Genomic DNA, 25,796 nt, shown 5'->3' with positions numbered 1-25,796 from the left:
CGCAGTGGCTAGATGACAGTTGCGCGTCAAAACGCGGCGGGGGCACATGAAATTAAGTTTAAGAAAGCCCCGTAATAGAGGCTTTGCGTGGGGGTGAAGCGCGCCCTGCCCACGCGGGAGCAGGGCCTGAAACATCAACGCACCAAGTGCAGGAACTGCAGGTGGCGCTCGTACTGGTCGAGAATATCGTTGATGACCTGCTCCTTGGTATAGCCCACCAGATCGTAGTCCTGGCTGCCCTCGCTCAAGTGGACTTCGGCCCGGTAGTAGCGACGGTTGTTGAGCTCCTTGGAACCCATGCCGCCACGGGCAAATGACGGCGTGAAGTACCCGCGCATTTGTACCTGATAAACGAACGGATGCTCTTCGCCATGGCCGATTTCCAGGCTGACGCTGTCGTTGGACGGGTCAGGCTGGGTCACCACATTCAGGCCCTTCTCGACGAACACGGCGGTCACTTCTTCGATCGCCGGGCGTACCGTCGACTCAAGGAAGCGGTACACCTCGTCGCGCGACGGGAAATGCACCGCCTGGCTCAAACGCTGGCGCCAACCGCCACGGCCCTTGCGCGCCGCGGACACCGGGGCCAACGAATGCAGTTGGGCGATCTGCTTCTGCGATTCGAGGTAGAAGGCTTTGTGCAGCCCCCACATCATCAGCAGCAGGATCAACGAGAACGGCAACGAGGTCAGCACCACCGCCGATTTCAGCGAATCGATACTGCCTGCAAACAGCAAGGCACTGGTCACCAGCGCGGTCATCGCGCCCCAGAACACCCGCAGCCACTTCGGCCCGTCTTCATCGGCGTTGCCGCCTTTGGATGACAGCGTGGATAGCACCACGGTGCCGGAGTCGGCGGAGGTGACGAAGAACACGAAGCTGATAAACACCGTGACCGCGATCACCGTCTTGCTCCACGGGTAGGTTTCCAGCAGCAGGTAGAGGCTCATCGACGGGTCATCGATGGCCGACTGGCCGAGCGCCGTCATCCCGTGATTGAGCACCTGGTCGATGGCGCTGTTGCCGAAGATCGACATCCACGCCAGGGTGAAACCCAGCGGGATCAGCAGCACGCCAAACACGAATTCGCGGATGGTGCGGCCACGGGAAATACGCGCGATAAACAGGCCCACGAACGGCGACCAGGCAATCCACCAGGCCCAGTAGAACACGGTCCAGCCACCCAGCCAGTCGCTCGGCTTGTCGTAGGCGTAGACGTCGAAACTCTTGGTCGGCAGTGCGCCGAGGTAGTCGCCGATGTTCTGGATCAGGGTGTTGAGCAAGTGCTGGGTGGGCCCGGCGAACAACACGAACAGCAGCAGCGCACAGGCCAGCAGCATGTTGATGTCGGACATCACGCGCACGCCCTTGTCCACGCCAGCCACCGCCACCAGGATCGCCGCCCCCATCATCAGGGTGATCAGGCCGACCTGGATCCACTGGGTGTGGGCAATGCCAAACAGGTAATCCAACCCGGCGTTGAGGTGCAGCACACCGAAGCCCATGTCGGCACCGAGGCCGAACACCGTGGCGATGATGCCGAAGCCGTCCACCGCGTAGCCGATCGGGCCGTTGATGCGCTTGCCGATCAGCGGGTACAGCGCCGAACGCAACGCCAGCGGCAGGTTATGCCGGTAGGCGAAGTACGCGAGGGCCATGCCGACAAAGGCGAACACGCCCCAGCCATGCAGGCCCCAGTGCAGAAACAGGATCTGCATGGCCTGGCGCGCGGCATCGGCGTTCATCGCCGCGCCCTGGGGCGGTTGCACCAGGTGCGTCAGCGGCTCGGAGACGCAAAAGAAAAACAGCGTGATGCTGATCCCTGCGGCGAACAGCATGCCGGCCCAGGACAGGTAACTGAACTCGGGCTCGTCGTGGTCGGCACCGAGTTTTATCTTGCCGTAGCCCGATAGCGCGGTGACCACCACGAAGACCAGATACAGAGTCATCGCGAGCATGTAGTACCAGCCGACCGTATTGGCCGCCCAGTTTTGCGCCGCCAGCAACCAGGCACCGGCCTGTTGCGGGATGGCGATGACGGTGATGCCGAACAGCAGGATGAAGCTTGCGGCGAAATAGAACACGGGCGCATTCATACGCACCAGACCGCTGGGTGGGGTGGTCGATGCACTCATGAACGATGCACCCCTGAGGTGTGAGATGTGACTGTGAATAACGGACTCAGCAAAGGTAAGCCTCCTGTTGTGAGCGGGCAGCGAACCACCGATTTAACTTGAACAAACGTTCAAGTTAAACATGGATAGGCGGTTTTGGACTAATCGCAGGGCTGAGTGGTAGGTGATTCCTACACTAGCTCAAGGACTGGTATGACGCCTGGGCGAGGCAAATCGTTCAGCGGTTGCCGACTGAAATACCGCTCACATTTGAAATACAGTCACCCTGTGGGAGGGGGCTTGCCCCCGATTGCGGTGGGTCAGCCAGCACATGCATTGAGCGGCCCACCGCTATCGGGAGCAAGCTCCCTCCCACAGGGTTTTGTGTGATCGATAGGCCTCAAGGCTGAGGGGTAGGTGATTGAACGAGGCAAATCATCCAGCGGTTGCCGACTGAAATACCGCTCACATTTGAAATACAGTCACCCTGTGGGAGGGGGCTTGCCCCCGATTGCGGTGGGTCAGCCAGCACATGCATTGAGCGGCCCACCGCTATCGGGAGCAAGCTCCCTCCCACAGGGTTTTGTGTGATCGATAGGCCGCAAGGCTGAGGGGTAGGCGATTGAACGAGGCAAATCATCCAGCGGTTGCCGACTGAAATACCGCTCACATTTGAAATACAGTCACCCTGTGGGAGGGGGCTTGCCCCCGATTGCGGTGGATCAGCCAGCACATGCACTGAGCGGCCCACCGCTATCGGGAGCAAGCCCCCTCCCACAGGTTTGTGTGTGATGTTTAAGGGCGTGCGCTACTTTTGGGTGCCGTCGTCATGCTGCAGATTCGCCTGCGTGATGTTCGCCCCCACCGGTACGCTGCGGGTCAGCCACACGTTGCCGCCAATGGTCGAGCCCTTGCCGATGGTGATCCGCCCGAGGATCGTCGCCCCGGCATAGATCACCACGTCGTCCTCGACAATCGGATGGCGTGGATGGCCTTTCTGCAACTGCCCGTCCTCATCCGCCGGGAAGCGCTTGGCGCCCAACGTCACCGCCTGATAGATACGCACGCGCTCGCCGATGATCGCGGTTTCGCCAATCACCACACCCGTGCCGTGATCGATAAAGAAACTCGGGCCGATCTGCGCGCCGGGGTGTATGTCGATGCCGGTGGCCGAGTGGGCGATCTCCGCGCTGATGCGCGCCAACAACGGCAGGCCGGCGCGGTACAGATGGTGGGCCAGGCGATGGTGAATCACCGCCAGTATCCCCGGATAGCACAGCAGCACTTCATCCACGCTGCGCGCAGCCGGGTCGCCGTGGTAGGCGGCCAGCACATCGGTGTCCAACAGGCTGCGCAGGGACGGCAAGGCCAGGGCGAAATCCTGGATCAGGCGGATGGCGCGGGCGTCGACCTCGCTGTCATCCTGGCCGCTCTGGCGCGCGGCGTAGCGCAGTTCCAGGCGCGCTTGGCCGAGTAAGGCATTCAAGGCGACGTCGAGGGTGTGGCCGACGTAGAAATCTTCACTTTCCTCACGCAGGTCCACCGGCCCCAGGCGCATCGGAAACAGCGCGCCGCACAGCGCTTCGAGGATCTGCGCCACGGCCTCGCGCGAAGGCAGCTCACGACCGCCATGCTCACCACTCATGCGGCCATTGCGCGCTCGCCACTGGTCCCGCGCGCTGCGCAGTTGGCTGACAATGGTGGGTAATTGCCAATGACTGGAACGCTCACTCACGGTTTTCACTCCTGACAAAATGGCCATCACTTTACGATAGGCACCCCGGCCGCTCTTAAGAACCAATGGTGCGATGCTAAGAACCATCAAGCATAAACGATTGGCGGTTGCCCGATGAAAAGTGCCTGCCTATAGTCGCCCCATCACTTAGCAACCGTGCGTAGCCATGATCAAACAACAGCTCGACCGTTTTAACCGCCTGGAACTGCTGGGCGGCGCCACTGCCCTGGAAAAACTCGAGCGGCTGTCGACCTGGCTGGGCAGGGACATCTACGTCAAGCGCGACGACACCACACCGCTGGCCATGGGCGGCAACAAGCTGCGCAAACTCGAATACCTGGCGGCCGATGCCATCGCCCAGGGCGCCGATACCCTGGTGACCGCCGGGGCCATCCAGTCCAACCACGTGCGCCAGACCGCCGCGCTGGCCGCCAAGCTGGGCCTGGGCTGCGTCGCCCTGCTGGAAAACCCCACCGGCACCGAAGACCCCAACTACCTCGGCAACGGCAACCGTCTGCTGCTGGACCTGTTCGACGCCAAGGTCGAGTTGGTAGAGAACCTCGACAACGCCGACGACCAGCTCAACGCCCTCGCCGATCGCCTGCGCAGCAACGGCAAGAAGCCGTACCTGGTGCCCATCGGCGGTTCCAACGCGCTCGGCGCCCTGGGTTATGTGCGGGCCGGGCTGGAACTGGCCGCGCAGATCGAGGACAGCGGTCTGGAATTCGCCGCCGTGGTCTTGGCCTCGGGCAGTGCGGGCACCCACAGCGGCCTGGCCCTGGCGTTGAGCGAAGTGCTGCCGCAGTTGCCAGTGATCGGCATCACCGTATCGCGCACTGAAGAAGCGCAGTGCCCGAAAGTGCAGGGCCTGGCCGAGCGCACCGCCGCGTTGCTCGGTGTGGACATCCCCGAGGCCTTCAAGGTGATCCTGTGGGACGAATACTTCGGCCCGCGTTATGGTGAACCGAACGCCGGCACCCTTTCAGCGGTCAAGCTATTGGCGAGCCAGGAAGGCTTGCTGCTCGACCCGGTCTACACTGGCAAGGCCATGGCCGGCTTGCTGGACGGTATCGGGCGTCAGCGCTTTGAGGATGGCCCGATCATTTTCCTGCATACCGGTGGGGCGCCGGCGTTGTTTGCTTACAACGCCGTATTTAACTGAATAAACAGGGATCAACATGTGGGAGGGGGCTTGCCCCCGATAGCGGTGGGTCAGTGATACATGCATAAGCTGACACGGCCCTATCGGGGGCAAGCCCCCTCCCACAATTGGATTGAGTGCATGTTCAAAAATAGAATATAAATTTAGATTTATATTATTTTCAAGTCTTAAAAACCGGCTTTATCATCGCGCCGTAGGCGAAGACGCGCTACGCGCTTTAAGGCAGGATACGTCTACCGCGTCACCTGCTTCGCTCAACATAACAACACAGGGGCTCTTCATGACTATTTCTGTATTCCGTCGCACATTGCTGGTCGGCACACTGGGCCTGGCCCTCGGCGCTGGTTTGTTGGGCCAGGCCGTGGCCGGCGAACAGTTGGGCAACATCAAGAAAGCCGGTGAGATCAAGATCGGTCTCGAAGGCACTTACCCACCGTTCAGCTTTGTCGACGAAAGCGGCAAGCTCAGCGGTTTCGAGGTCGAGCTGTCGGAGGCGCTGGCCAAGGAGCTGGGCGTCAAGGTCAAACTGCAGGCCACGCCATGGGACGGCATCCTCGCCGCCCTGGAATCCAAGCGCCTGGATGCGGTCGTCAACCAAGTGACCATCTCCGAAGAGCGCAAGAAGAAGTACGACTTTTCCAAGCCTTATACCGTCTCCGGTATCCAGGCCCTGACCCTGGCCAAAAACGTCGACACCATCAAGACCGCCGACGACCTGGCCGGCAAGAAAGTCGGCGTGGGCCTGGGCACCAACTACGAACAATGGCTCAAGGACAATCAGCCCAAAGCCATCATCAAGACCTACAACGATGACCCTACCAAGTTCCAGGACCTGCGCATCGGCCGCATCGACGCGATTCTGATCGACCGCCTCGCCGCACTCGAATACGCCAAGAAAGCCAAGGACACTGCCGCCGCCGGCGACGCCTTCTCCCGCCAGGAAGCCGGTATTGCCCTGCGCAAAGGCGAGCCGGAATTGCTCGAGGCCGTGAACAAGGCGCTCGACAAACTGCGCGCCGACGGCACCCTGAAGAAGCTGTCCGAGAAGTACTTCAACGCTGACGTCACTCAATAATGGAAGCAGGTTTCCAACTCGCGCTGGACTCCGCGCCCTTTCTGCTCAAGGGCGCGTATTTCACGGTAATCCTCAGCCTCGGCGGGATGTTTTTCGGCTTGCTGCTGGGCTTCGGCCTGGCCTTGATGCGCCTGTCGCGCTTCATGCTGCTGCGCGGCGTCGCTCGCGTCTACGTGTCGTTCTTTCGCGGCACGCCCCTGCTGGTGCAACTGTTCCTGATCTACTACGGCTTGCCGCAAGTGGGCATCGAGCTGGACCCGATCCCGGCCGCCATGATCGGCTTCTCGCTGAACATGGCCGCCTACGCCTGTGAAATCCTGCGTGCCGCCATCGCGTCCATCGAGCGCGGCCAGTGGGAAGCCGCGGCCAGTATCGGCATGACCCGCGCGCAGACCCTGCGCCGGGCCATCCTGCCGCAAGCGATGCGTACCGCGTTGCCGCCGCTGGGCAACAGCTTTATTTCGCTGGTCAAGGACACCGCGCTGGCGGCCACCATCCAGGTGCCCGAGCTGTTCCGCCAGGCGCAACTGGTGTCGGCGCGCACCTTCGAAATCTTCACCATGTATCTGTCCGCCGCCCTGATCTACTGGGTCCTGGCAAGCATCCTGGCGCATTTTCAAAATCGTCTGGAAGACCGGGTCAACCGGCACGACCTGGAGTCTTGAAGCATGATCGTGGTTGAAAAACTGACCAAACAATTCAACGGCCAGGTGGTGCTCAACGGCATCGACCTGGAGGTCAAGGAAGGCGAAGTCGTCGCCATCATCGGCCCCAGCGGCTCCGGCAAGACCACGTTCCTGCGCTGCCTGAACTTCCTCGAAACCCCCACCAGCGGTCGCATCAAGGTCGGTGACATCGAGATCGACAGCAGCAAGCCGCTCAACCAGCAACAGGGCCTGGTGCGGCGCCTGCGCCAGCACGTGGGTTTTGTGTTCCAGAACTTCAACCTGTTCCCGCACCGCACCGCGCTGGAAAACGTCATCGAAGGCCCGATCGTGGTCAAGAAGATGCCCCGCGAGGCCGCGACCGCCCTGGGCCGCACGCTGTTGGCGCGGGTCGGCCTGGCCGGCAAGGAAGACGCCTACCCCCGGCGCCTCTCCGGCGGCCAGCAACAGCGCGTGGCGATTGCCCGGGCGTTGGCCATGGAGCCGGAGGTGATCCTGTTCGACGAACCCACCTCGGCCCTCGACCCGGAACTGGTGGGCGAAGTGCTGGCGACCATTCGCAGCCTGGCCGAAGAAAACCGCACCATGGTGATCGTCACCCACGAAATGAGCTTTGCCCGGGATGTCGCCAACCGGGTGATCTTCTTCGACAAAGGGGTGATCGTGGAGCAAGGCGAGGCCAAGGCGTTGTTCGCCAACCCCAGGGAAGAACGCACGAAACAGTTCCTGAGCAAGTTTCTCGCGCATTGACGCGCGCCCACCGGCAGCACAACGCGTGTGGGGGAGCCCGCTCCCGCACACGCCCGGCCTGCCTGGGTAAAACAGCCCCCGCGCCCCCCCCGAAATTCCCGCGCCCAGTCAGACCGTTCTGAATCGTCCCAAACCCGCCGTTTAGCCTTTTGCCGCCATTGACGCCCTCCGGCCAACGCTCTTATCTAGCGCCCAGAGGATTGGATCCTATCCCGGCTTTTCACTGAATCGTTCCTTTCGGCCCCCGTCGCGTTCCCGCGCCAAGGGTCCGGAACGATTGCTGCTGGCTGCATCAAGGAGATTACTATGACGCGCACCGCAACCCCGGCCCTGCTCACTGCCCCGACCCTGCCCCAGGCACTTGGCAACGGCATCAACGCCCTGGCCGCCACACAGCTGCAAGTCGACATCGCGCCCTACCCCGGCATGGATGAGGGTGACCTGATCGAGCTGTTCTGGAACAACTGCTTTGCCGACTCGCGGCGTATCACCGCGTGCAAGGTCGGCACCGCCACCCAACTGCGGGTGCCGGAAAGCTTTGTGCAGGACGGCCATGCGCGGGTTCACTACCAGGTCATGCAGATCGGCCACGGCCCCGCACGCTCAGCGGTGACCACGGTGCAGGTCAAGACCAACTACCCGGGCGGCCAACCGAGCGCGCTGTACAGCGACGAAAACCAGAACCTCGCCCCTGTGGGCCTGCCCGACATGATTCGTCGCTACGGCGTCAACAGCAGCCAGGTGCGGCGCGGTATTCCGCTGACCATCGAACCCTACCTGAACATGACCCGCGGCGACGCCATCACCCTGCGCTGGGGCGATGCGCGCCTGGACCTGCCGAAAATCCAGGCCCGAGCCGTCGGCATCGCGGTGCAGGTGTGGGTGCCGTCGGCGATCATCATCGAAGCCGGCGACGACAGCCGGCTGGACGTCACGTACTGCATTCTCGATCGGGTGGGCAATAACTCACGCTGGGCGCCGGCCCGCACACTGCGCATCGCCGCCTATGTGCCGGCGACGCCGAAGCGCCCTTCCAGCGCCGCGCAGATCTATCAACCGCGTCGCCCCTGAAGCGTGGGTAACGGCCCTTCTATGCATATTCCTAAAAGTTAGTTTATTTAAATATTTAACACGTTTAGGGTATATAAACCGGACCACCGGACATTCCTGATTGTTTTGTTTCCATTTCATTGAATGCGAGGTCGGTATGGTCAGAATTACCCCGGTGCAGAACGCCAGGGCATTACGTGCAGCCAAGGAGCGGCGCTGATGTCTAACTTGGCTCTAACACCCCCCCAGAGTGATCTGGACGTCGCTCCCCTGCTGTTGCCGGCCGTTGTGCTGCGCAACGATGCCCAAGCGCTGAGCGCGGCCCATGAGTTGGCCCAGGCCGCGCGCGTACAGGCCGCCAAGCGCGACCAGCAGCGCAAGCTGCCCTGGGCGCAGATCGAGCAATTCACCCGCAGTGGTCTGGGCAGTATTTCCATTCCCCGCGAGTACGGCGGCCCGCAGGTGTCGTTCACCACCCTGGCCGAAGTCTTCGCGATCATCAGCGCGGCCGACCCGGCCCTCGGGCAGATCCCGCAGAACCATTTCGGCATCCTGCACCTGCTGCTGGGCGCGGCCACCGAGCGCCAGAAAAACAGCTGTTCCAGAGCGTGCTCGACGGCTGGCGCATCGGTAACGGCGGCCCGGAGCGCGGCACCAAAAACACCCTGGAGCTCAAGGCGCGGATCAGCGCCGAAGGCGACGGTTATGTGATCAGCGGCCAGAAGTTCTACTCCACCGGCGCCCTGTTCGCCCATTGGGTCGCGGTGAAGGCGCTGAACGACGACGGCAAGCAGGTCATGGCATTTGTGCGCCGTGGCACGCAAGGACTGCGCATCGTCGACGACTGGTCCGGCTTCGGCCAACGCACCACCGCCAGCGGCACCGTGCTGCTCGACCGGGTGCCGGTGGACGCAGAGCTGGTGGTCGAAAACTGGCGCCTCGGCCAAAGCCCGAATATCCAGGGCGCGGTCTCGCAATTGATCCAGGCGGCCATAGATGCCGGCATTGCCCGTGGCGCGCTGGATGACACCATTGCGTTCGTCCGCGAGCGCTCACGCCCGTGGATCGACGCCAAGGTCGAACGCGCCAGCGATGACCTGTATGTGATCGCCGACATCGGCAAATTGAAGATCGAACTGCACGCCGCCGAAGCCCTGCTGCGCAAGGCCGGCCAGGTGCTGGACCAGGTCAGCGCCGCGCCGATCACCGCGCAGTCCGCTGCACGCGCCTCGATTGCCGTGGCCGAGGCCAAGGTGTTGACCACCGAAGTGTCGCTGCTGGCCAGCGAAAAACTCTTCGAACTGGCCGGCAGCCGCGCCACCCTCGCCGAATTCAACCTCGACCGCCACTGGCGCAATGCCCGGGTCCACACCCTGCACGACCCGGTGCGCTGGAAGTATCACGCGGTGGGCGCTTATCGCCTGAACGGCACATTGCCGGCTCGTCACTCCTGGATTTAACCGCCCAGAACACTTTTTCCACGCGCTTCTGGAGAACACCGATGACTTTATCTACCCACGTCGCGCTCATCACCAGCGACGAACAAGCCCTGATTGTCGCCAGCGACCTGGCTGAAGACCTGCGCCGCGACAGCGCCCAGCGCGACCGCGAGCGCCGCCTGCCGCTGCCCGAACTGGACGTATTTTCGCGCTCCGGCCTGTGGGGCATCAGCGTGCCGAAAGCCTATGGCGGCGCTGGCGTGTCCAACGTCACCCTGACCAAGGTCATCGCGCTGATCGCCCAGGCCGACGCCTCGCTGGGCCAGATCCCGCAAAACCATTTCTACGCCCTCGAAGTGCTGCGCGTGAACGGCAGCCCCGCGCAGCAACAACGCCTGTACGCCGAGGTGTTGGCCGGCCAGCGCTTCGGCAACGCCCTGGCGGAACTGGGCACCAAGACCGCCCACGACCGCGTGACCCGCCTCACCCGCGACGGCGACGGCTTTCGGATCAATGGCCGCAAGTTCTACGCCACCGGCGCGATCTACGCGCAACGCATCCCGACCTCCGTGGTGGACGAGAACGGCATCCAGCACCTGGCCTTCGTGCCCCGCGACAGCACGGGCCTGACGGTGATCGACGACTGGAGCGGCTTCGGCCAGCGCACCACCGGCAGCGGTTCGGTGGTGTTCGACAACGTGCGGGTCGCAGCGCACGACGTGCTCCCGTTCCAGAGCGCCTTCGAACGCCCGACCACCGTCGGCCCGCTGGCGCAGATCCTCCACGCCGCCATCGACACCGGCATCGCCCGCGCCGCCTTCGAGGACGCGCTGCACTTTGTACGCACCAAGACCCGCCCGTGGATCGACTCCGGCAGCGACAAGGCCAGCGAAGACCCACTGACGCTGAAGAGCTTCGGCCACTTGAGCATTCGCCTGCACGCCGCCGAAGCCTTGCTGGAGCGCGCGGGCGCGTTTCTCGACCGCGCCCAGGCCGACAGCCACGCCGAGACCGTGGCCGCCGCCTCGATCGCGGTCGCCGAAGCACGCGCCCTGAGTACCGAAATTTCCCTGGCGGCCGGCAGCACCCTGTTCGAACTGGCCGGCAGCCAGGCGACCCTGGCCGAGCACGGCCTCGATCGCCACTGGCGCAACGCCCGCGTGCATACCCTGCACGACCCGGTGCGCTGGAAATACCACGCCGTGGGTAATTACTACCTCAACGATGAAAACCCGCCACTGCGGGGGACCATCTGAATGGCGAAGAAAAAAATCCTGCTCAATGCCTTCAACATGAACTGCATCGGGCATATCAATCACGGCTTGTGGACGCACCCGCGGGACACGTCCACCCAGTACAAAACCCTCGAGTATTGGACCGACCTGGCGCGAACCCTGGAGCGCGGGCTGTTCGACGGGTTGTTCATTGCCGATATCGTCGGCGTCTACGACGTGTACCAGGACGCCATCGACGTGCCGCTCAAAGAGTCGATCCAACTGCCGGTCAACGACCCGTTGCTGCTGCTCTCGGCCATGGCCGCCGTGACCCAACACCTCGGTTTCGGCCTGACCGCCAACCTGACCTACGAGCCGCCGTATCTGTTCGCCCGGCGCATGTCCACCCTCGACCACCTGAGCCGTGGTCGGGTCGGCTGGAACATCGTCACCGGCTACCTCGACAGCGCCGCCAAGGCCATGGGCCTGACCGAACAGGTCGAACATGACCGACGCTACGACCAGGCCGATGAGTATCTGCAGGTGCTGTACAAACTCTGGGAAGGCAGCTGGGAAGACGACGCCGTGCTCAACGATCCGCAGGCGCGGGTGTATGCGCAGCCGGGCAAGGTGCACAAAGTCGAGCACCACGGTGAGTTCTACCAGGTGGAGGGTTATCACCTGTGCGAACCGTCGCCGCAACGCACACCGCTGCTGTTCCAGGCTGGCACTTCGGCGCGTGGCCTGGTGTTCGCCGGGCGGCATGCCGAGTGCGTGTTCATCAGCGGGCGGGACAAGGCCAGCACCCGGCTCCAGGTGGACAAGGTGCGCGCCAGCGCCGTGGCGGCCGGGCGCAACCCGCACGACATCAAGGTGTTCATGGGCCTCAACGTGATCGTTGGCGCCACTGAGGAACTGGCCTGGGCCAAGCACGCCGAGTACCTGAGCTATGCCAGCGCGGAAGCCGGCGTGGCGCATTTTTCGGCGTCCACGGCGATCGATTTTTCCCAGTACGCCCTCGACGAACCGATCCAGTACGTGAAGAGCAACGCGATCCAGTCCGCCACCCAGCACCTGCAGAACAACGATTGGACCCGCCGCAAATTGCTCGAGCAGCACGCCCTCGGCGGGCGCTACATCACCGTGGTCGGCTCGCCCGAGCAAGTGGCGGACGAGTTGGAGTCCTGGGTCGCTGAAACCGGGCTGGATGGCTTCAACCTCACACGCATCGTCACTCCGGAAAGCTATGTGGACTTCATCGACCTGGTGGTGCCGGAGTTGCAGCGGCGTGGGTCGTACAAGACCGCTTACGACACCGGAACGCTGCGGGAAAAAGTCTTCCACGCCAGCGCCCGTCTGCCCGAACAACACACCGGCTCCACCTACCGCCACTGATCGAAAAATGTGGGAGGGGGCTTGCCCCCGATAGCGGTGGTTCAGTCACCTGCATCGTTTGCTGAACCACCGCAATCGGGGGCAAGCCCCCTCCCACATGGGATCTCTATTGTTTGCACCCATCACTTATGACTGGAACTCGATTATGAAAAAGACCCTGTTGTCCCACCCAGTCAAAGCCCTGGCCCTGGCCTTCGGGTTGTTCAGTTCGACGCTGTTCGCCGCCGACGCGCCGCTGAAAGTCGGCACCACCGCGGCCTTCGCGATTCCCCTGGAAGCCGCCGTGGCCGAGGCCGGCAAGCAAGGTTTGAACGTCGAGCTGGTGGAGTTCACCGACTGGATCGCGCCCAACGTCAGCCTGGCCGCCGGCGATATCGACGTGAACTACTTCCAGCACATCCCCTTCCTGGAAAACGCCAAGGCCGCCGCCGGGTTTGATCTGGTGCCGTATGCGCCGGGCATCATCAACAACGTCGGGCTGTATTCGAAAAAATACAAAAGCTTCAACGAGCTGCCCCAAGGCGCCAGCGTGGCGATTGCCAACGACCCGATCAACAGCGGGCGCGGCCTGCAACTGCTGGCCAAGGCGGGGCTGATCACGCTCAAGCCGGGCGTGGGTTACAAGGCCACCGAAGAAGACATCATCGCCAACCCGAAGCAGCTCAAGATCCTGCAAGTCGAGGCCGTGCAGTTGGTGCGCGCGTATGACGATGCGGATCTGGTGCAGGGTTATCCGGCGTATATCCGCCTGTCCAAGACCTTCGATGCCGAGTCGGCGCTGCTGTTCGACGGCCTCGACCACCCGGAATACGTGATCCAGTTCGTGATCCAGCCGAAAGCCAAAACCGACCCGCGGGTGATCAAGTTCGTCGACCTCTACCAACACTCGCCGGTGGTGCGCGCCGCCCTGGATAAATCCCTCGGCAAGCTCTACCAAGTCGGCTGGGAAGGTTGAACATGACGGCCGCCAACATCCAACTGCGCGACCTGGGCACACCACCCAGGAACGCCGAGCAGACTGAACTGCATCCGCACCTCAACCGCGCCCATGTGCGTTTTATCAACCTGGGCAAGACCTATGACGGCACGGTACACGCGCTGCAAGGCATCGACCTGGCGATCCAGCGCGGCGAAGTGTTCGGCATCATCGGCCGCAGCGGCGCCGGCAAGTCGTCGCTGATCCGCACCATCAACCGCCTGGAACAGCCCAGCAGCGGGCGCGTGCTGATCGATCAGGTCGACATCGGCGCGTTCGACGAAGACCGCCTGGTGGCGCTGCGGCGGCGCATCGGCATGATCTTCCAGCACTTCAACCTGATGTCGGCCAAGACCGTGTGGCAGAACGTCGAGTTGCCGCTCAAAGTCGCCGACGTCCCCAAGTTGCAGCGCGAGCAGAAGGTGCGTGAACTGCTGGAGCTGGTGGGCCTGAAGGACAAGCACAAGGCCTACCCGGCGCAACTCTCCGGCGGGCAGAAACAGCGCGTGGGCATCGCCCGTTCGCTGGTCCACGACCCAGAGATTCTGCTGTGCGACGAGGCCACCTCGGCCCTCGACCCGGAGACCACCCAATCGATCCTCGGCCTGCTGCGCGAGATCAACCAACGGCTGGGCCTGACCATCGTGTTGATCACCCATGAGATGGCGGTGATTCGCGAGATCTGCGACCGCGTGGTGGTGCTCGAACACGGGCGCATCGTCGAGCAAGGCCCGGTGTGGGAAGTATTCGGCAACCCGCGGCATGAGGTCAGCCGAACCCTGCTGGCGCCGCTGCAACACGGCCTGTCGGAAGAACTGCAAAGCCGCCTGCAACCCACGCCGGCCTCGGCTGACGCCGCGCTGGTACTGCGCTTGCAGTTCACCGGCAGCGCCACCGATGAACCCGACCTGGCCGCGCTGTTCGGCGCCCTCGGCGGGCGCGTGCGCTTGCTGCAAGGCGGCGTGGAACGGATTCAGGGACATGCCCTGGGGCAATTGCTGCTGGCGGTGAATGGCTCGCCCCATGACCCCGACACACTGCGCAGCCGCGCCGGGCATTGGGCACAACAGGTGGAGGTGTTGGGTTATGTGGTTTGATCGTTTAGTGCAGGGCGCCATCGACACGCTGTTGATGGTCGGCGTGTCGTCGCTGATCGCGTTGCTGGTGGGGATTCCGCTGGCGGTGTTCCTGGTCACCAGCGACAAGGGCGGCATCTACCAGGCTCCGGCGCTGAACCGGGTGCTGGGGGCGTTCGTCAATCTGTTCCGCTCGATTCCGTTTCTGATCCTGATGGTGGCGCTGATCCCGTTCACCCGGCTGATCGTCGGCACCACCTACGGCGTGTGGGCGGCGGTAGTGCCGCTGACCATCGCCGCGACGCCGTTCTTTGCGCGCATCGCCGAAGTGAGCCTGCGCGAAGTCGACCACGGCTTGATCGAAGCCGCACAAGCCATGGGCTGCCGGCGCTGGCACATCATCTGGCACGTACTGTTGCCCGAAGCGCTACCGGGGATCGTCGGCGGGTTCACCATCACCCTGGTGACCATGATCAACTCCTCGGCCATGGCTGGGGCGATTGGTGCAGGCGGGTTGGGGGATATTGCCTACCGCTATGGTTATCAGCGCTTTGATACGCAGATCATGCTCACGGTGATTGTGCTGCTGGTGCTGCTGGTGGCGGTGATTCAGCTGGGCGGAGACCGCTTGGCACGGGGGCTGAACAAGCGCTGAGCACTCGTTTGGACCTGTCAAGGTTGACAGTTGTTGGAGGGGGCTTATGCAGGTTTAATCGACTCGACACCGTTTGCGACGGATCAGGGAGCGAATGCCATGTCCACTGTAACCACCTGCGCCAGGTGCGCCACGCTGGTGTTGGCGCTGGCCGCCGTCACGCTTGGCGATGCAGCGGCAATTCCGCTTCACGGGCAATATTCAACAACTACCGTTAACAACTCCTTCACGTTCAACAAAGGAGCGATCTTTAACTGGGGTAATAATGTGTTTACACAGAAGCTCCAATACAAATAGACACTGACTGACATGTAGTGTGAGTGGGCTCCCACCCCCACCCTTACTCATCACTGTGATTAATCCACAAAGCGCGGGGGCTGAACACGCGCTGAGCACTCGTTTGGACCTGTCAAGGTTGACAGTTGTTGGAGGGGGTTTATGCAGCTTTAATCGGCTCGACACCGTTTGCGACAGATCAGGGAGCGAATACCATGTCCGCTATAACCACCTGCGCCAGGTGCGCCACGCTGGTGTTGGCGCTGGCTGCCGTCACGCTTGGCGATGCAGCGGCAACTCCGCTTCACGGGCAATATTCAACAACTACCGTTAACAACTCCTTCGCATTCAACAAAGGAGCGATCTTTAACTGGAAAGCTAGCACTTTCTATAGATCGCTTGTCCAATACTGACGTTACTTCAGGGTACGCCTTTACGCGCATGAACCATATCGCCACGGGCCTCGACGGTCACGGCCTGGTAATACAAGCCCCCTCCCACATTTTCAACTGCCCTGCTTCGGTTCGCGAATCTTGTACCAAGCCACATACAGCGTCAGCAGCATGGCGATGATGACCCCGTCAATCATCGCGTAGGCCATCGTTGGGTCGGGATCGGTTGGCGCGCTGAGCACTCGTTTGGACCTGTCAAGGTTGACAGTTGTTGGAGGGGGGTTATGCAGGTTTAATCGGCTCGACACCGTTTGCGACGAATCAAGGAGCGAATACCATGTCTACTATAACCACCTGCGCCAGGTGCGCGACGCTGGTGTTGGCGCTGGCCGCCGTCACGCTTGGCGATGCAGCGGCAACTCCGCTTCACCGGCAAAATTCAACAACTACCGTTAACAACATCCCCCAACCCAAATACAGTTACATCTTGATGACCTCTTTACGGAGTATACAAATCCTATCCAATGAGTCGTACTACTCCGTAAATTTCACTGATTAATTCAAGCGCAGTCATCAAATGAAGAGCCGTCTCAGGGGGCAGTCAACTGGACATGGGATATAGTCAGCACTTCACCTCCAAAGCGCCTCCCCATGAAACTCGCCCCCGACGACCTCAACCAGATCACCGCCACCACCCTCGACCACTACAACAGCGTGGCCGAGGACTTCCGTGAAGGCACCCGCGATCACGATGTGAGCCAGAACATCGACGCGCTGCTGCGGCATATCCGGGGCGCGGCGCCGTTTACCGTGCTGGACTTCGGCTGCGGGCCGGGGCGGGATTTGCAGACCTTTACGCGCATGGGCCACATCGCCGTGGGCCTCGACGGCTCCGAGCGCTTTGCGCAGATGGCGCGCGAAGACAGCGGCTGCGAGGTGCTGCAGCAGGACTTCTTGAAGCTGGACCTACCCAACGCACGCTTCGACGGGATCTTTGCCAATGCGGTGCTGTTTCACATTCCCAAGCAGGAACTGCCGCGTGTGCTCAAGCAACTGCATGGCGCGCTGAAACCGGGCGGGGTGTTGTTCAGTTCCAATCCACGCGGTGACAACCGCGAAGGCTGGAATGGGCCGCGATATGGGTCTTATCACGACTTGGAAGCGTGGCAATCGTTGCTGACCGCCGCCGGTTTTGTGGAACTGGAGCACTACTATCGCCCAGCCGGACTACCCCGCGAGCAGCAGCCCTGGTTGGCCAGCGTCTGGCGCAAAACCTGAATAACCGCCTGACAATACATTCCAAATGTGGGAGGGGGCTTGCTCCCGATAGCGCTGGGTCAGTCAAAGTTGCGCCAACTGAAGTACCGCTATCGGGAGCAAGCCCCCTCCCACATTTTTAACCGCGTTCTTCCTGATGTTCCGGCTTCGGTTCGCGAATCTTGTACCAGGCCACATACAGCGCCGGCAGGAACAACAGCGTCAGCAGCGTGGCAATGATGATCCCGCCGATCATCGCGTAGGCCATCGGCCCCCAGAACACTTCCCGCGCAATCGGGATCATGCCCAGGCTCGCCGCAGCCGCCGTCAGCAGGATCGGCCGGCGCCGGTGTTCGGTGGCTTGCACCACCGCATCCCACGGCGTGTAGCCGGCCAGTTCATATTCCTCGATTTGCGTCACCAGGATCACCGAGTTGCGGATGATGATGCCGATCAGCGCCAAAATGCCAAGGATCGCCACGAAGCCCATGGGCGTGCCGGTGGGGACCAGCGCCAGCACCACGCCGATCAGCCCCAGCGGCGCGACGCTGGCCACCAGGAACATCTTCTGTACGCTGTGCAGCTGGATCATCAGGAAGGTCGCCATCAAAAACAGCATCAACGGCACCACGCTGGCAATCGGGCCCTGGGCCTTGCTGCTTTCTTCCACGGTGCCGCCGGTGGCGACCTTGTAGCCCACCGGCAGGCCGGCGTTGAACGCATCGATCTCGGGCTTGAGCTGTTTGACCAGATCGGTCGGCTGCATCGCGTCGCGCACCGCCACCTTGAGGGTGATGGTCGGCTTGCGGTCGCGGCGCCACACCAGCGGTTGCTCCAGCTCATAACGCACAGTGGCGAAAGCCAGCAGCGGAATCGAGACGCCGTTGGGCGTGACGATCTGCAGGTTCTGCAAGGTTTCCGGCGTGCCGCGCTCGGCATCTTCGGCGCGGCCGACCACGTCGATCAGGTAGATATCGTCATGCACCTGAGTCACCGACGCGCCGCTGACCACGCTGTTCATCAACTGCGCCACGTCTTCGGAAGACAAGCCCAACTGCCGCGCCTTGTCCTGGGCAATCTCGATGCGCAGGACTTTGCCCGGTTCGTTCCAGTCGTAAATGATCTCGCCCAGGTGGCGGTTCTTGTCCAGCAAGGTCGCCAGTTCGATGGCGTGCTTGCGCACCTGGTCAGTGTCTTTGCCGGAGACGCGGTACTGGATCGGCCGCCCCACCGGCGGGCCCATCTCCAGCGGCTGCACAAAGCTGCCGACGCCGACGAAATCCTCACGCAGGCGTTTTTGCAGGCGCGCGATCAACTCGCCGCGCGCCTTCAGGCCCTTGCTGACGATCACCAACTGCGCGTAGTAGGGGTTTTCCAGTTGTTGGTCGAGGGGCAGGTAGAAACGGATCGCGCCCTGGCCGATGTAAGTGCTCCAGCGCTCGATATCCGGGTCGTCCTTGATGATCGCTTCGAGGCGGTCGACGGCTTTGCGGGTTTCGTTGATCGAGGCGTTTTGCGGCAGGTTGAGGTCGACGAGGATCTCCGGGCGGTCCGACGACGGGAAGAACTGGTTCTGCACAAACTGCATGGAAAACACCGACGCCGCGAACAGCGCCACGGTGATGCCGATGGCCCACCAGCGGTTGCGCATGGCCCACAGCATGCCGCCATTGAAAGCGCGGCCGATGCGCCCCGGTTCGGCACTGTGGGGTTTCACGTTGGCGCTGAGGATATGCACGCCGATCACCGGCGCAAACAGCACCGCCACCACCCACGACACCAGCATCGCCACGGCAATCACCGCGAACAGGGTGAAGGTGTACTCGCCCGCCGAACTGGCGTTGAGGCCGATCGGCACAAACCCGGCCACGGTCACCAAGGTGCCGGTGAGCATCGGGAACGCGGTGGAGGTGTAGGCGTAGGTCGCCGCCTGTGCCTTGGTTTCGCCTTTTTCCAGGCGCGTGATCATCATCTCCACGGTGATCATCGCGTCGTCCACCAGCAAACCGAGCGCGATGATCAGCGCCCCCAGGGACACGCGCTGCATGGTGATGCCGCTGTATTCCATGAACACGAACACCAGCGCCAGCACCAGCGGGATCGAGCACGCCACCACCAGCCCGGCACGCAGGCCGAGGCTGATAAAGCTCACCACCAGCACGATCACCACCGCTTCGAACAGCGCGCTGGTGAAGCCGCCGACGGCCTCTTGCACCACTTCCGCCTGGTCGGAGACCTTGTAGACGCCAACGCCCACCGGCAGGTCGGCGGTCAGTTCGTCCATGCGCGTGTGCAGGGCCTCGCCGAACGACTGGATATTGCCGCCCTTCTGCATCGCGATCGCCAAACCGATCGCCGGCTTGCCGTTGAAACGGAACATTGGCGTCGCCGGGTCAACGTAGCCACGGCTGATGTCGGCGACGTCCGCCAGGCGATAGAAGCGGTCATTGAGGCGCAGGTTGACGTTGGCCAGGTCTTTTTCCGAGGCGAACTGCCCGGACGTCCGCACGGAAATGCGCTCCGGCCCGGCTTCGATCACCCCGGCCGGGGTCACTGCGTTCTGCGCCTGCAGACTCTGCACCACCTGGCGCTGGTCGATCCCCAGGGCCGCGAGTTTGCGCGTGGAAAAATTCAGGTAAATCACTTCGTCCTGCTGGCCGATCAGCTCGACCTTGCCCAGGCCCGGCACCGCACGGATCTCGGCGCGCGCCTGCTCCACGTAGTCGCGCAGCTGGCGCATCGACAGGCCGTCGCTGGTAAAGGCGTACACCGAGCCGAACACGTCACCGAACTCATCGTTGAACGACGGCCCCTGCAAGCCCTGGGGGAAGCTGCCGCGAATATCGTCGATCTTCTTGCGCACCTGGTACCAGATCTCGGGGATCGCCTTGGCGCTGGTGGTGTCCTTGAGGTACACAAACACCGTGGACTCACCGGGCCGGGTGTAACTGTCCACGTAGTCGAGGGCGTCGAGTTCTTCGAGTTTTTTCTCGATGCGGTCGGTCACCTGTTTGAGCGTTTCTTCCTGGGTCGCGCCCGGCCAGCGGGTCTGGATCACCATGGTTTTGATGGTGAACGAAGGGTCTTCCTCACGACCCAGGTTCTTGTAGGAAAACACGCCCATCAGCAGCGCGACGAACATCAGGTACCAGATGAAGGACTGATGCTTGAGGGCCCATTCGGATAAGTTGAAGCTCCCTTTCATCGCGGGCTGTCCTCGTCGATCTTGACTGTTTGCCCCGGTTGCAGGCTGTTCACACCGGCGACGATGATGCGCTCACCGGGCTTGACCCCGCCGCTGAGCAAAACGCTGTCGGCGTCACGACTGAGCACCGTGACTTCACGCGGCTGCACGGTCCGGCTTTGGGTGTCCAGCAGCCAGATCCGCGTTTTGCCGTCGATTTGCTGCAAGGCGCTCAACGGCAGTTCGATGCGCGGTGGGATGGCCGAGCTCAAGGTCACGCTGATCGCCGTACCCAGCAGAAAGGCCGCCGGCGTGTCGGCCAAGGTCAGGCGCGCGCGACGGGTGCGCGTGGCGCTCTGGGCCTGGGGCTCGATTTCGCGCACGGTGGCAGTGGTGTTCACGCTGGGGTCGAGTTGCCCGGCGACAAGGAACACCACATCGGGCGGCAGGCGCTCGGCGAGGCCGGCGGGCAGGTCGATCACCGCCTCCTTGATGTCCGGGCGCGCCAGGGTCACCACTTGCTGGCCCGCGCTGACCACCTGGCCGGCCTCGGCGTTCCAGGCGGTAACGATGCCGCCATGGTCGGTACGCAGTCGGGTGTAGTTGAGCTGGTCCTTGGCCTGGTTGACCGAGGCCTGTGCCTGGTCGAGGCTGGCCTGGGTGGTTTTCAGGTCGGTCTGGGCTGCGTCCAACTGGGCCTGGGCGCCGACGCCACGGTTGAACAACGCCTGCTGGCGACGGGCGCTGGCCTGGGCGTTGATGAACTGCGCCTGCACGCGGGCGAGGTCGCCTTGGACCGCGCGCAGTTGGTTCTGCTGATCGGTGGGGTCGAGTACGGCGAGTACCGCGCCCTTCTCCACCTCAGCGCCGACATCCACGGTGCGGTGGGCGATGCGCCCGGGCACGCGGAACCCCAGGTTGCTTTCGTAGCGCGCCTGGATGGTGCCGGCGAAACGGCCGAGGGTTTCCTGGTCTTCGGCTTTCACTTCCATGGACAACACCGGGCGCACGGGCTCGGGTGGCGGGTCGTTCTTGGAGCAGGCCAGCAGCAACAGGCTGGCGGCGAGCAGGCCGGTCAGGCGCATCATGGTTGCACTCCTTGGGCCTGGGCCGAGTCGGGCGGCTGGGCGATTTCGACGCGCATGCCGGGGTGCAGCAATTGCCCGCCGGCCACCACGACTTTTTCACCGCCCTGCAGACCGTCACTGATGATCACCTTGCCGGTGAGGTAACGCGCCACACTGACCTTGCGCAACTGCGACAGGCCGTCGCCATCCACCAGCCACACAGCGGGGTCGCTGAGGTCTTTGGTCAGCGCCGACCATGGCAGCTCGATGCTGGGCTTGGCCGGGCCGTTGGCGGTAGCGCTGACCACCGAGCCCAGATGCATGCCCGCGGGCAGGGCCTCCAGAGCGATTTTGACTTGCACCGTGCCGGTATTGGCAGCGACGGCCGGGGTAACTTCGCGGACGTGGCCCTGGACCTTGATATTGGGGTTATCCAACAGGCTCACCGTGATCGGCGCATCGGCCGGCGGCTCCACCAGCAACGACTCGTACACATCGAATACCGCGTCGCGCTCGCCCTCGCGGGCCAGGCTGAAGATTGGCACGGTGGCCTGCACCACCTGGCCCACTTCAGCCTGGCGCGCAGTAATCACCCCGGGGGCCTCGGCGAACAGCGCGGTGTAGCCCAGTTGCTCGCGGGCATTGGCCAGTTGCGCCTGGGCGGCGGCCAGGGCGCTTTGGCTGCTGCGCAACGCCGCCTGGGCGGTGTCGTATTCGCTGCGGCTGGTGTAGCCCTTGGGCAGGAGTTTTTCCTGGCGCACGAACGCGGCAGCGGTCTGCTTGACCCGCGCCTGCTCGGCCACGACCTGGGCCTGGGCGGAGTCGACACTGCTCTGCAAGTCCTTGGGGTCGAGCTTGGCCAGCACTTGCTTGGCGCTGACATGGTCGCCCACATCGACCATGCGCTGAATGATCTTGCCCCCCACGCGAAAGGACAGATCGGTTTGCACCCGCGCCTGGATATCGCCGGTCAGCGTGACGGCCACTGCGTAGTCAGTCGGCTGCACGGTCTGCACGAACACCCGCGCATGCTGCTTGGGCTCGGCTTTTTCCTGGCCGCAGCCGCTCAGCAGCGCCAACAGGCCAAGTGCGAAAATAACTGTCGAAGGGTGACCGCCCATGCAGGCTCCTTTACGTGATGCCAACTTGCCGGAGTGTAGGCGACTACGACCTTTTAGCAGGGTTCCATGTGCATGGATGGCGCCCAACGCCAATGGTTCCGAAGCCAAACGAATGCCCACGCTCAAGACGCCGGGTAGCCCGGCCTTTATTGGCATAAACCGTCCATTTTTGATACCGAAATATCACATTGATATCGCCCAACACGATAGCTGCCAGATTCGCGGGGTTGGCCAATGACGGCTATGGTTGTGGGGTCTGTGATTCGAGGGAATGAACAATGAACGAAGCGAAACCGATTGATCCGCAGGAGCTGGTGAAATGGTTGGTGGCATTGCGCAGGGCGATCAACGCCCGAGTGCGGTGAAACGCTGAAAATCCACTGTGAGATAAAAATCAAATGTGGGAGGGGGCTTGCCCCCGATAGCGGTATGACAGTCACCGATGCATTGACTGAACCACTGCTATCGGGGGCAAGCCCCCTCCCACAATTTTGAGCGCATTCCAAATTCCAACCATAAAAAAACGCCGACGCTATGCAAGCCGTCGGCGTTTAAACCTTGAAAGGTTTTACCGCTCGATCAGAACGCCGGCACGACTGCGCCGTTGTACTTCTTCTCGATGAACGCTTTGACTTCCGGGCTGGTCAGGGCCTTGGCCAGTTTCTGGATAGCAGCGCTGTCCTTGTTGTCCGGGCGCGCCACCAGGAAGTTCACATACGGCGATTTGGCGTCTTCGATGATCAACGCGTCCCTGGCCGGGTTGAGGCCAGCTTCCAGGGCGTAGTTGGTGTTGATCATGTCCAGGTCAACCTGGTCCAGCACACGTGGCAACAGGGCTGATTCCAGCTCTTTGAACTTCAGGTTTTTCGGGTTGCTGGCAATGTCTTTTGGCGTCGCCAGCGCATTGGTCGGGTCTTTCAGGGTGATCACACCGGCCTTCTGCAGCAGCAACAGGGCACGGCCGCTGTTGGAGCCTTCGTTCGGAATGGCCACGGTGGCGCCATCTTTGAGCTCAGAAATGTTTTTGATTTTCTTCGAGTAACCGCCGAAGGGTTCAACGTGTACGCCCACTACGGTGACCAGGTTGGTGCCTTTACCTTTGTTGAAGTTTTCCAGGTACGGCAGGGTCTGGAAGTAGTTGGCGTCCAGACGCTTCTCGGCCACCTGCACGTTGGGCTGTACGTAGTCGGTGAAGACTTTGATTTCCAGATCCACGCCTTCTTTGGCGAGGGTCGGCTTGACCAGCTCGAGGATCTCGGCGTGCGGGACCGGGGTAGCGGCCACTATCAGCTTTTCGTTGGCCTGGGCGAAGCCCGCAGTCAGGGCAGCCGCCAGTGCGGTAAACAACAGAACCTTTTTCATGAGTGTCCTTATCGACATTCCGGGGCGTCTCTGACGACCGTATTGGTGTGGAGTGCCAGCGAAGTGCTATCGCGGCGTGAGAGTGACAATACCTAGATTTTTTATTCCCGAACAATACCTTTTATTCAGGTTGATATTCCATTTTGTTCATGTAGGAATTTGCGCAAGGTTTCCCGTTCGGCCGCACTGGCGCTTTCGAATATCCGCTGCACCTGCTCCAGCGGCGAACCGGCGGTCGGCAGGTTCAAATGCTCCGGCAAGATGTCGTCGCCGCTGCTGACCAGCAAGGCAAAGTGGATGACGTTCTCCAGTTCGCGGGTATTGCCCGGCCAGCTGTGGTGTTCCAGCACGCGCTGGGCCGCGTCGCTGATCAGCGGCACCGGCAGGTCCAGGCGCTGGCTGTAGATGCCGAGGAAGTATTCGGCCAGGGGCAGGATGTCGCCGACCCGCTCGCGCAAGGCCGGCAGGTCCAACCGGCCTTCGCTGAGGTAGTGGAACAGGCGCTCATTGAACTTGCCTGCGGCCACGGCCTGGGCCAGGTCGATGCTGGTCGCCGCCACTAGGCGCACGTCCACCGGGCTTGGTTGCTGCGCGCCGACGCGGGTGACTTCGTGGTTTTCCAGGGCGGCGAGCAATTTGACCTGGATCGGCAACGGCAAGTCGCCGATCTCATCCAGGTACAAGGTGCCGCCGTTGGCCGAGCCGAACCAGCCGGCCCGGCTGCTCGCCGCGCCACTGTGGGCGCCGGCCGCGTAGCCGAACAGCTCGGCATCGGCGTAGGTCGGGCTGATCGCGCCGCAATTGACCGAGACAAACAGCCCGGCGCGGTCGCTGCCCCGATGGATATGCCGCGCCAGCAACTCCTTGCCGCTGCCGGTCTCGCCACGGATCAACACCGGCAAGGCGCGGGGCGCGAGGTGTTCCAGCGCTTCGCGCAGTTGCCGCGAACGCGGGTCGACGAACACCAGTGCCTTGGCGCGGATGCTCAGCGGGCTTTTTTCGGCGTCGGGGAAGGTCAGCAGCGGCTGACCGAAGGTTTCATGCAGACTCATGGCAGGCTCCCGCCCCCAATCCGCTCAGGGACGGGGCGTTGAAAAAGGTTCAGGCCGTGCGCCGGGCGTGATGCTCCAGGCGGCTTTGCAGGCGATAGAGATACGCGAAACCCTGCTCCCAGCGCTGGTGGCCTGACTTCACATTGATATGCCCGGCACCGGACAAAATGCCGGCTTCAGCGCCCCAGTCGCGCGCCAGCTCCATGGCCCTGGGGGCGCTGACGGCACTGTCGTTGTCGGAGCTGACCACCTGGCTGGGAAACGGCAGCAGGTCGCGTGGAATCGGCGCGAAGTTACGCAGCGCGGGGGCACAGGCCGGGCGTTCGACATCCGCCGGCGCCACCAGCAACGCCCCGCGCACCTGCCGCAAAAATTGCAGCGGGGCAGTGGCAGCCCAGTGGGCCACGGTGATGCAGCCCAGGCTATGGGCGATCAGAATCACTGGCGTGCTGTCGGCGGCGATCGCCTCGGCCAGCGCGGCCACCCAGTCTTCGCGACGCGGCGTCAGCCAATCGGCCTGCTCCACCCGGGCGCTGTTGGGCAGGCTGTTCTGCCAATGCGTTTGCCAATGATCTTCTGGCGATCCTTGCCAGCCCGGCACGATCAGGTAACGAATCGATTCGCTGTGCATGGGTGTGCCCTCCTGCAGCGTTTAACGTTGCTGGACAGTATAGGGACGGGGTTTATATTCGTTAAGGAATAAGAAGCTATTTATTAATAACTAAAAAATCAAACTATGGGAGGGGCGGTGTATCAGCTAGCGCATTCATCAATTGATC

General features: G+C 62.4%; 22 protein-coding genes and 1 pseudogene. 14 read left to right on the top strand and 9 right to left on the bottom strand.

Features of this window, described 5'->3' with window-relative positions; all coding sequences use genetic code 11:
* Nucleotides 1-134 precede the first annotated feature (134 nt).
* Both betT and epsC read right to left on the bottom strand, forming a co-directional pair.
* Entirely contained in the window at nucleotides 135-2,096 is a 1,962-nt protein-coding gene (gene betT / locus AC07W0_RS16185) for a choline transporter BetT (RefSeq protein WP_017848584.1), read from the bottom strand.
* Between the two features lie 826 nt (nucleotides 2,097-2,922).
* A complete protein-coding gene (epsC, locus tag AC07W0_RS16180; RefSeq protein WP_017848585.1) occupies nucleotides 2,923-3,849 on the bottom strand; it encodes a serine O-acetyltransferase EpsC in 927 nt (308 codons plus the stop codon).
* A gap of 166 nt (nucleotides 3,850-4,015) precedes the next feature.
* Here epsC and AC07W0_RS16175 point away from each other — a divergent pair, with 166 nt between their 5' ends.
* From AC07W0_RS16175 to AC07W0_RS16115, 13 genes and pseudogenes are all read left to right on the top strand, one after another.
* Entirely contained in the window at nucleotides 4,016-5,011 is a 996-nt protein-coding gene (locus AC07W0_RS16175) for a D-cysteine desulfhydrase (RefSeq protein WP_102617769.1), read from the top strand.
* A gap of 280 nt (nucleotides 5,012-5,291) precedes the next feature.
* Nucleotides 5,292-6,086, top strand: a complete 795-nt coding sequence (gene tcyJ, locus AC07W0_RS16170) for a cystine ABC transporter substrate-binding protein (protein ID WP_102617770.1) — start codon at nucleotides 5,292-5,294, stop codon at nucleotides 6,084-6,086.
* Nucleotides 6,086-6,751, top strand: a complete 666-nt coding sequence (gene tcyL, locus AC07W0_RS16165; protein ID WP_017848588.1) for a cystine ABC transporter permease — start codon at nucleotides 6,086-6,088, stop codon at nucleotides 6,749-6,751. Before tcyJ ends, tcyL begins: the two co-directional genes overlap by 1 nt.
* A gap of 3 nt (nucleotides 6,752-6,754) precedes the next feature.
* Nucleotides 6,755-7,501, top strand: a complete 747-nt coding sequence (gene tcyN, locus AC07W0_RS16160) for an L-cystine ABC transporter ATP-binding protein TcyN (RefSeq protein ID WP_017848589.1) — start codon at nucleotides 6,755-6,757, stop codon at nucleotides 7,499-7,501.
* A gap of 306 nt (nucleotides 7,502-7,807) precedes the next feature.
* Nucleotides 7,808-8,572, top strand: coding sequence for a hypothetical protein (locus tag AC07W0_RS16155; protein WP_017848590.1), 765 nt, complete (start codon nucleotides 7,808-7,810; stop codon nucleotides 8,570-8,572).
* A 198-nt stretch (nucleotides 8,573-8,770) separates the two neighbouring features.
* Nucleotides 8,771-10,011, top strand: a pseudogene (locus AC07W0_RS16150) (SfnB family sulfur acquisition oxidoreductase).
* A gap of 41 nt (nucleotides 10,012-10,052) precedes the next feature.
* Entirely contained in the window at nucleotides 10,053-11,246 is a 1,194-nt protein-coding gene (locus AC07W0_RS16145) for an SfnB family sulfur acquisition oxidoreductase (RefSeq protein WP_102617771.1), read from the top strand.
* Nucleotides 11,247-12,599 (top strand): LLM class flavin-dependent oxidoreductase, encoded by a 1,353-nt coding sequence (locus AC07W0_RS16140; protein ID WP_102617772.1) that lies wholly within the window; start codon nucleotides 11,247-11,249, stop codon nucleotides 12,597-12,599. It abuts the gene before it with no gap.
* Nucleotides 12,600-12,744: 145 nt separating this feature from the next.
* Entirely contained in the window at nucleotides 12,745-13,554 is an 810-nt protein-coding gene (locus tag AC07W0_RS16135; protein WP_102617773.1) for a MetQ/NlpA family ABC transporter substrate-binding protein, read from the top strand.
* A 2-nt stretch (nucleotides 13,555-13,556) separates the two neighbouring features.
* Complete coding sequence (locus AC07W0_RS16130; RefSeq protein WP_102617774.1) at nucleotides 13,557-14,672, top strand: methionine ABC transporter ATP-binding protein; 1,116 nt, start codon at nucleotides 13,557-13,559, stop codon at nucleotides 14,670-14,672.
* Nucleotides 14,662-15,306: a methionine ABC transporter permease gene (locus AC07W0_RS16125; protein WP_010214125.1), complete on the top strand. Its 645-nt coding sequence runs from the start codon at nucleotides 14,662-14,664 to the stop codon at nucleotides 15,304-15,306. Before AC07W0_RS16130 ends, AC07W0_RS16125 begins: the two co-directional genes overlap by 11 nt.
* Before the next feature lie 99 nt (nucleotides 15,307-15,405).
* A complete protein-coding gene (locus tag AC07W0_RS16120; protein WP_102617775.1) occupies nucleotides 15,406-15,603 on the top strand; it encodes a hypothetical protein in 198 nt (65 codons plus the stop codon).
* Between the two features lie 194 nt (nucleotides 15,604-15,797).
* Nucleotides 15,798-15,995 carry a hypothetical protein gene (locus AC07W0_RS16115; RefSeq protein ID WP_146013173.1) on the top strand — a complete coding sequence of 66 codons (198 nt, stop codon included), beginning with the start codon at nucleotides 15,798-15,800 and terminating at the stop codon, nucleotides 15,993-15,995.
* Between the two features lie 92 nt (nucleotides 15,996-16,087).
* On the opposite strand, the gene AC07W0_RS16110 is transcribed toward AC07W0_RS16115, so the two are convergent.
* Nucleotides 16,088-16,216 carry a hypothetical protein gene (locus AC07W0_RS16110; RefSeq protein WP_256581836.1) on the bottom strand — a complete coding sequence of 43 codons (129 nt, stop codon included), beginning with the start codon at nucleotides 16,214-16,216 and terminating at the stop codon, nucleotides 16,088-16,090.
* Nucleotides 16,217-16,625: 409 nt separating this feature from the next.
* On the opposite strand from AC07W0_RS16110, the gene AC07W0_RS16105 reads away from it, so the two are divergent.
* Nucleotides 16,626-17,252 (top strand): class I SAM-dependent methyltransferase, encoded by a 627-nt coding sequence (locus AC07W0_RS16105; RefSeq protein ID WP_102617777.1) that lies wholly within the window; start codon nucleotides 16,626-16,628, stop codon nucleotides 17,250-17,252.
* 118 nt (nucleotides 17,253-17,370) lie between these two features.
* Here the strand turns inward: AC07W0_RS16105 and AC07W0_RS16100 are convergent, their stop codons facing one another.
* The 6 genes from AC07W0_RS16100 to AC07W0_RS16075 form a co-directional block, all read right to left on the bottom strand.
* The gene (locus tag AC07W0_RS16100) at nucleotides 17,371-20,436 is read right to left on the bottom strand and encodes an efflux RND transporter permease subunit (protein WP_102617778.1); all 3,066 of its coding nucleotides are present in this window, start codon (nucleotides 20,434-20,436) and stop codon (nucleotides 17,371-17,373) included.
* The gene (locus AC07W0_RS16095) at nucleotides 20,433-21,503 is read right to left on the bottom strand and encodes an efflux RND transporter periplasmic adaptor subunit (protein ID WP_046488778.1); all 1,071 of its coding nucleotides are present in this window, start codon (nucleotides 21,501-21,503) and stop codon (nucleotides 20,433-20,435) included. The genes AC07W0_RS16100 and AC07W0_RS16095 overlap by 4 nt, the downstream gene beginning before the upstream one ends.
* A complete protein-coding gene (locus AC07W0_RS16090; RefSeq protein ID WP_102617779.1) occupies nucleotides 21,500-22,603 on the bottom strand; it encodes an efflux RND transporter periplasmic adaptor subunit in 1,104 nt (367 codons plus the stop codon). The genes AC07W0_RS16095 and AC07W0_RS16090 overlap by 4 nt, the downstream gene beginning before the upstream one ends.
* A 579-nt stretch (nucleotides 22,604-23,182) precedes the next feature.
* A complete protein-coding gene (locus AC07W0_RS16085; RefSeq protein ID WP_017848601.1) occupies nucleotides 23,183-23,965 on the bottom strand; it encodes a MetQ/NlpA family ABC transporter substrate-binding protein in 783 nt (260 codons plus the stop codon).
* A 125-nt stretch (nucleotides 23,966-24,090) separates the two neighbouring features.
* Nucleotides 24,091-25,017: a sigma 54-interacting transcriptional regulator gene (locus AC07W0_RS16080; protein WP_102617780.1), complete on the bottom strand. Its 927-nt coding sequence runs from the start codon at nucleotides 25,015-25,017 to the stop codon at nucleotides 24,091-24,093.
* A gap of 49 nt (nucleotides 25,018-25,066) precedes the next feature.
* Nucleotides 25,067-25,648, bottom strand: coding sequence for an alpha/beta hydrolase (locus tag AC07W0_RS16075; protein ID WP_017848603.1), 582 nt, complete (start codon nucleotides 25,646-25,648; stop codon nucleotides 25,067-25,069).
* Between the last annotated feature and the right edge of the window lie 148 nt (nucleotides 25,649-25,796).

The sequence above is a fragment of the Pseudomonas sp. GW704-F2 genome (genome assembly GCF_059423025.1).
Note: the sequence above shows the minus strand (reverse complement) of the source record. Positions and strands in the feature narration are given on the sequence as shown.

Excerpts from the sequence above, each read along its gene's own strand:
- betT (WP_017848584.1), bottom strand. The coding sequence starts at position 2,096 with ATGAATGCGCCCGTGTTCTATTTCGCCGCAAGCTTCATCCTGCTGTTC.
- AC07W0_RS16175 (WP_102617769.1), top strand. The coding sequence starts at position 4,016 with ATGATCAAACAACAGCTCGACCGTTTTAACCGCCTGGAACTGCTGGGC.
- tcyJ (WP_102617770.1), top strand. The coding sequence starts at position 5,292 with ATGACTATTTCTGTATTCCGTCGCACATTGCTGGTCGGCACACTGGGC.
- tcyL (WP_017848588.1), top strand. The coding sequence starts at position 6,086 with ATGGAAGCAGGTTTCCAACTCGCGCTGGACTCCGCGCCCTTTCTGCTC.
- tcyN (WP_017848589.1), top strand. The coding sequence starts at position 6,755 with ATGATCGTGGTTGAAAAACTGACCAAACAATTCAACGGCCAGGTGGTG.
- AC07W0_RS16155 (WP_017848590.1), top strand. The coding sequence starts at position 7,808 with ATGACGCGCACCGCAACCCCGGCCCTGCTCACTGCCCCGACCCTGCCC.
- AC07W0_RS16145 (WP_102617771.1), top strand. The coding sequence starts at position 10,053 with ATGACTTTATCTACCCACGTCGCGCTCATCACCAGCGACGAACAAGCC.
- AC07W0_RS16140 (WP_102617772.1), top strand. The coding sequence starts at position 11,247 with ATGGCGAAGAAAAAAATCCTGCTCAATGCCTTCAACATGAACTGCATC.
- AC07W0_RS16135 (WP_102617773.1), top strand. The coding sequence starts at position 12,745 with ATGAAAAAGACCCTGTTGTCCCACCCAGTCAAAGCCCTGGCCCTGGCC.
- AC07W0_RS16130 (WP_102617774.1), top strand. The coding sequence starts at position 13,557 with ATGACGGCCGCCAACATCCAACTGCGCGACCTGGGCACACCACCCAGG.
- AC07W0_RS16125 (WP_010214125.1), top strand. The coding sequence starts at position 14,662 with ATGTGGTTTGATCGTTTAGTGCAGGGCGCCATCGACACGCTGTTGATG.
- AC07W0_RS16120 (WP_102617775.1), top strand. The coding sequence starts at position 15,406 with ATGTCCACTGTAACCACCTGCGCCAGGTGCGCCACGCTGGTGTTGGCG.
- AC07W0_RS16115 (WP_146013173.1), top strand. The coding sequence starts at position 15,798 with ATGTCCGCTATAACCACCTGCGCCAGGTGCGCCACGCTGGTGTTGGCG.
- AC07W0_RS16105 (WP_102617777.1), top strand. The coding sequence starts at position 16,626 with ATGAAACTCGCCCCCGACGACCTCAACCAGATCACCGCCACCACCCTC.
- AC07W0_RS16100 (WP_102617778.1), bottom strand. The coding sequence starts at position 20,436 with ATGAAAGGGAGCTTCAACTTATCCGAATGGGCCCTCAAGCATCAGTCC.
- AC07W0_RS16095 (WP_046488778.1), bottom strand. The coding sequence starts at position 21,503 with ATGATGCGCCTGACCGGCCTGCTCGCCGCCAGCCTGTTGCTGCTGGCC.
- AC07W0_RS16090 (WP_102617779.1), bottom strand. The coding sequence starts at position 22,603 with ATGGGCGGTCACCCTTCGACAGTTATTTTCGCACTTGGCCTGTTGGCG.
- AC07W0_RS16085 (WP_017848601.1), bottom strand. The coding sequence starts at position 23,965 with ATGAAAAAGGTTCTGTTGTTTACCGCACTGGCGGCTGCCCTGACTGCG.
- AC07W0_RS16080 (WP_102617780.1), bottom strand. The coding sequence starts at position 25,017 with ATGAGTCTGCATGAAACCTTCGGTCAGCCGCTGCTGACCTTCCCCGAC.
- AC07W0_RS16075 (WP_017848603.1), bottom strand. The coding sequence starts at position 25,648 with ATGCACAGCGAATCGATTCGTTACCTGATCGTGCCGGGCTGGCAAGGA.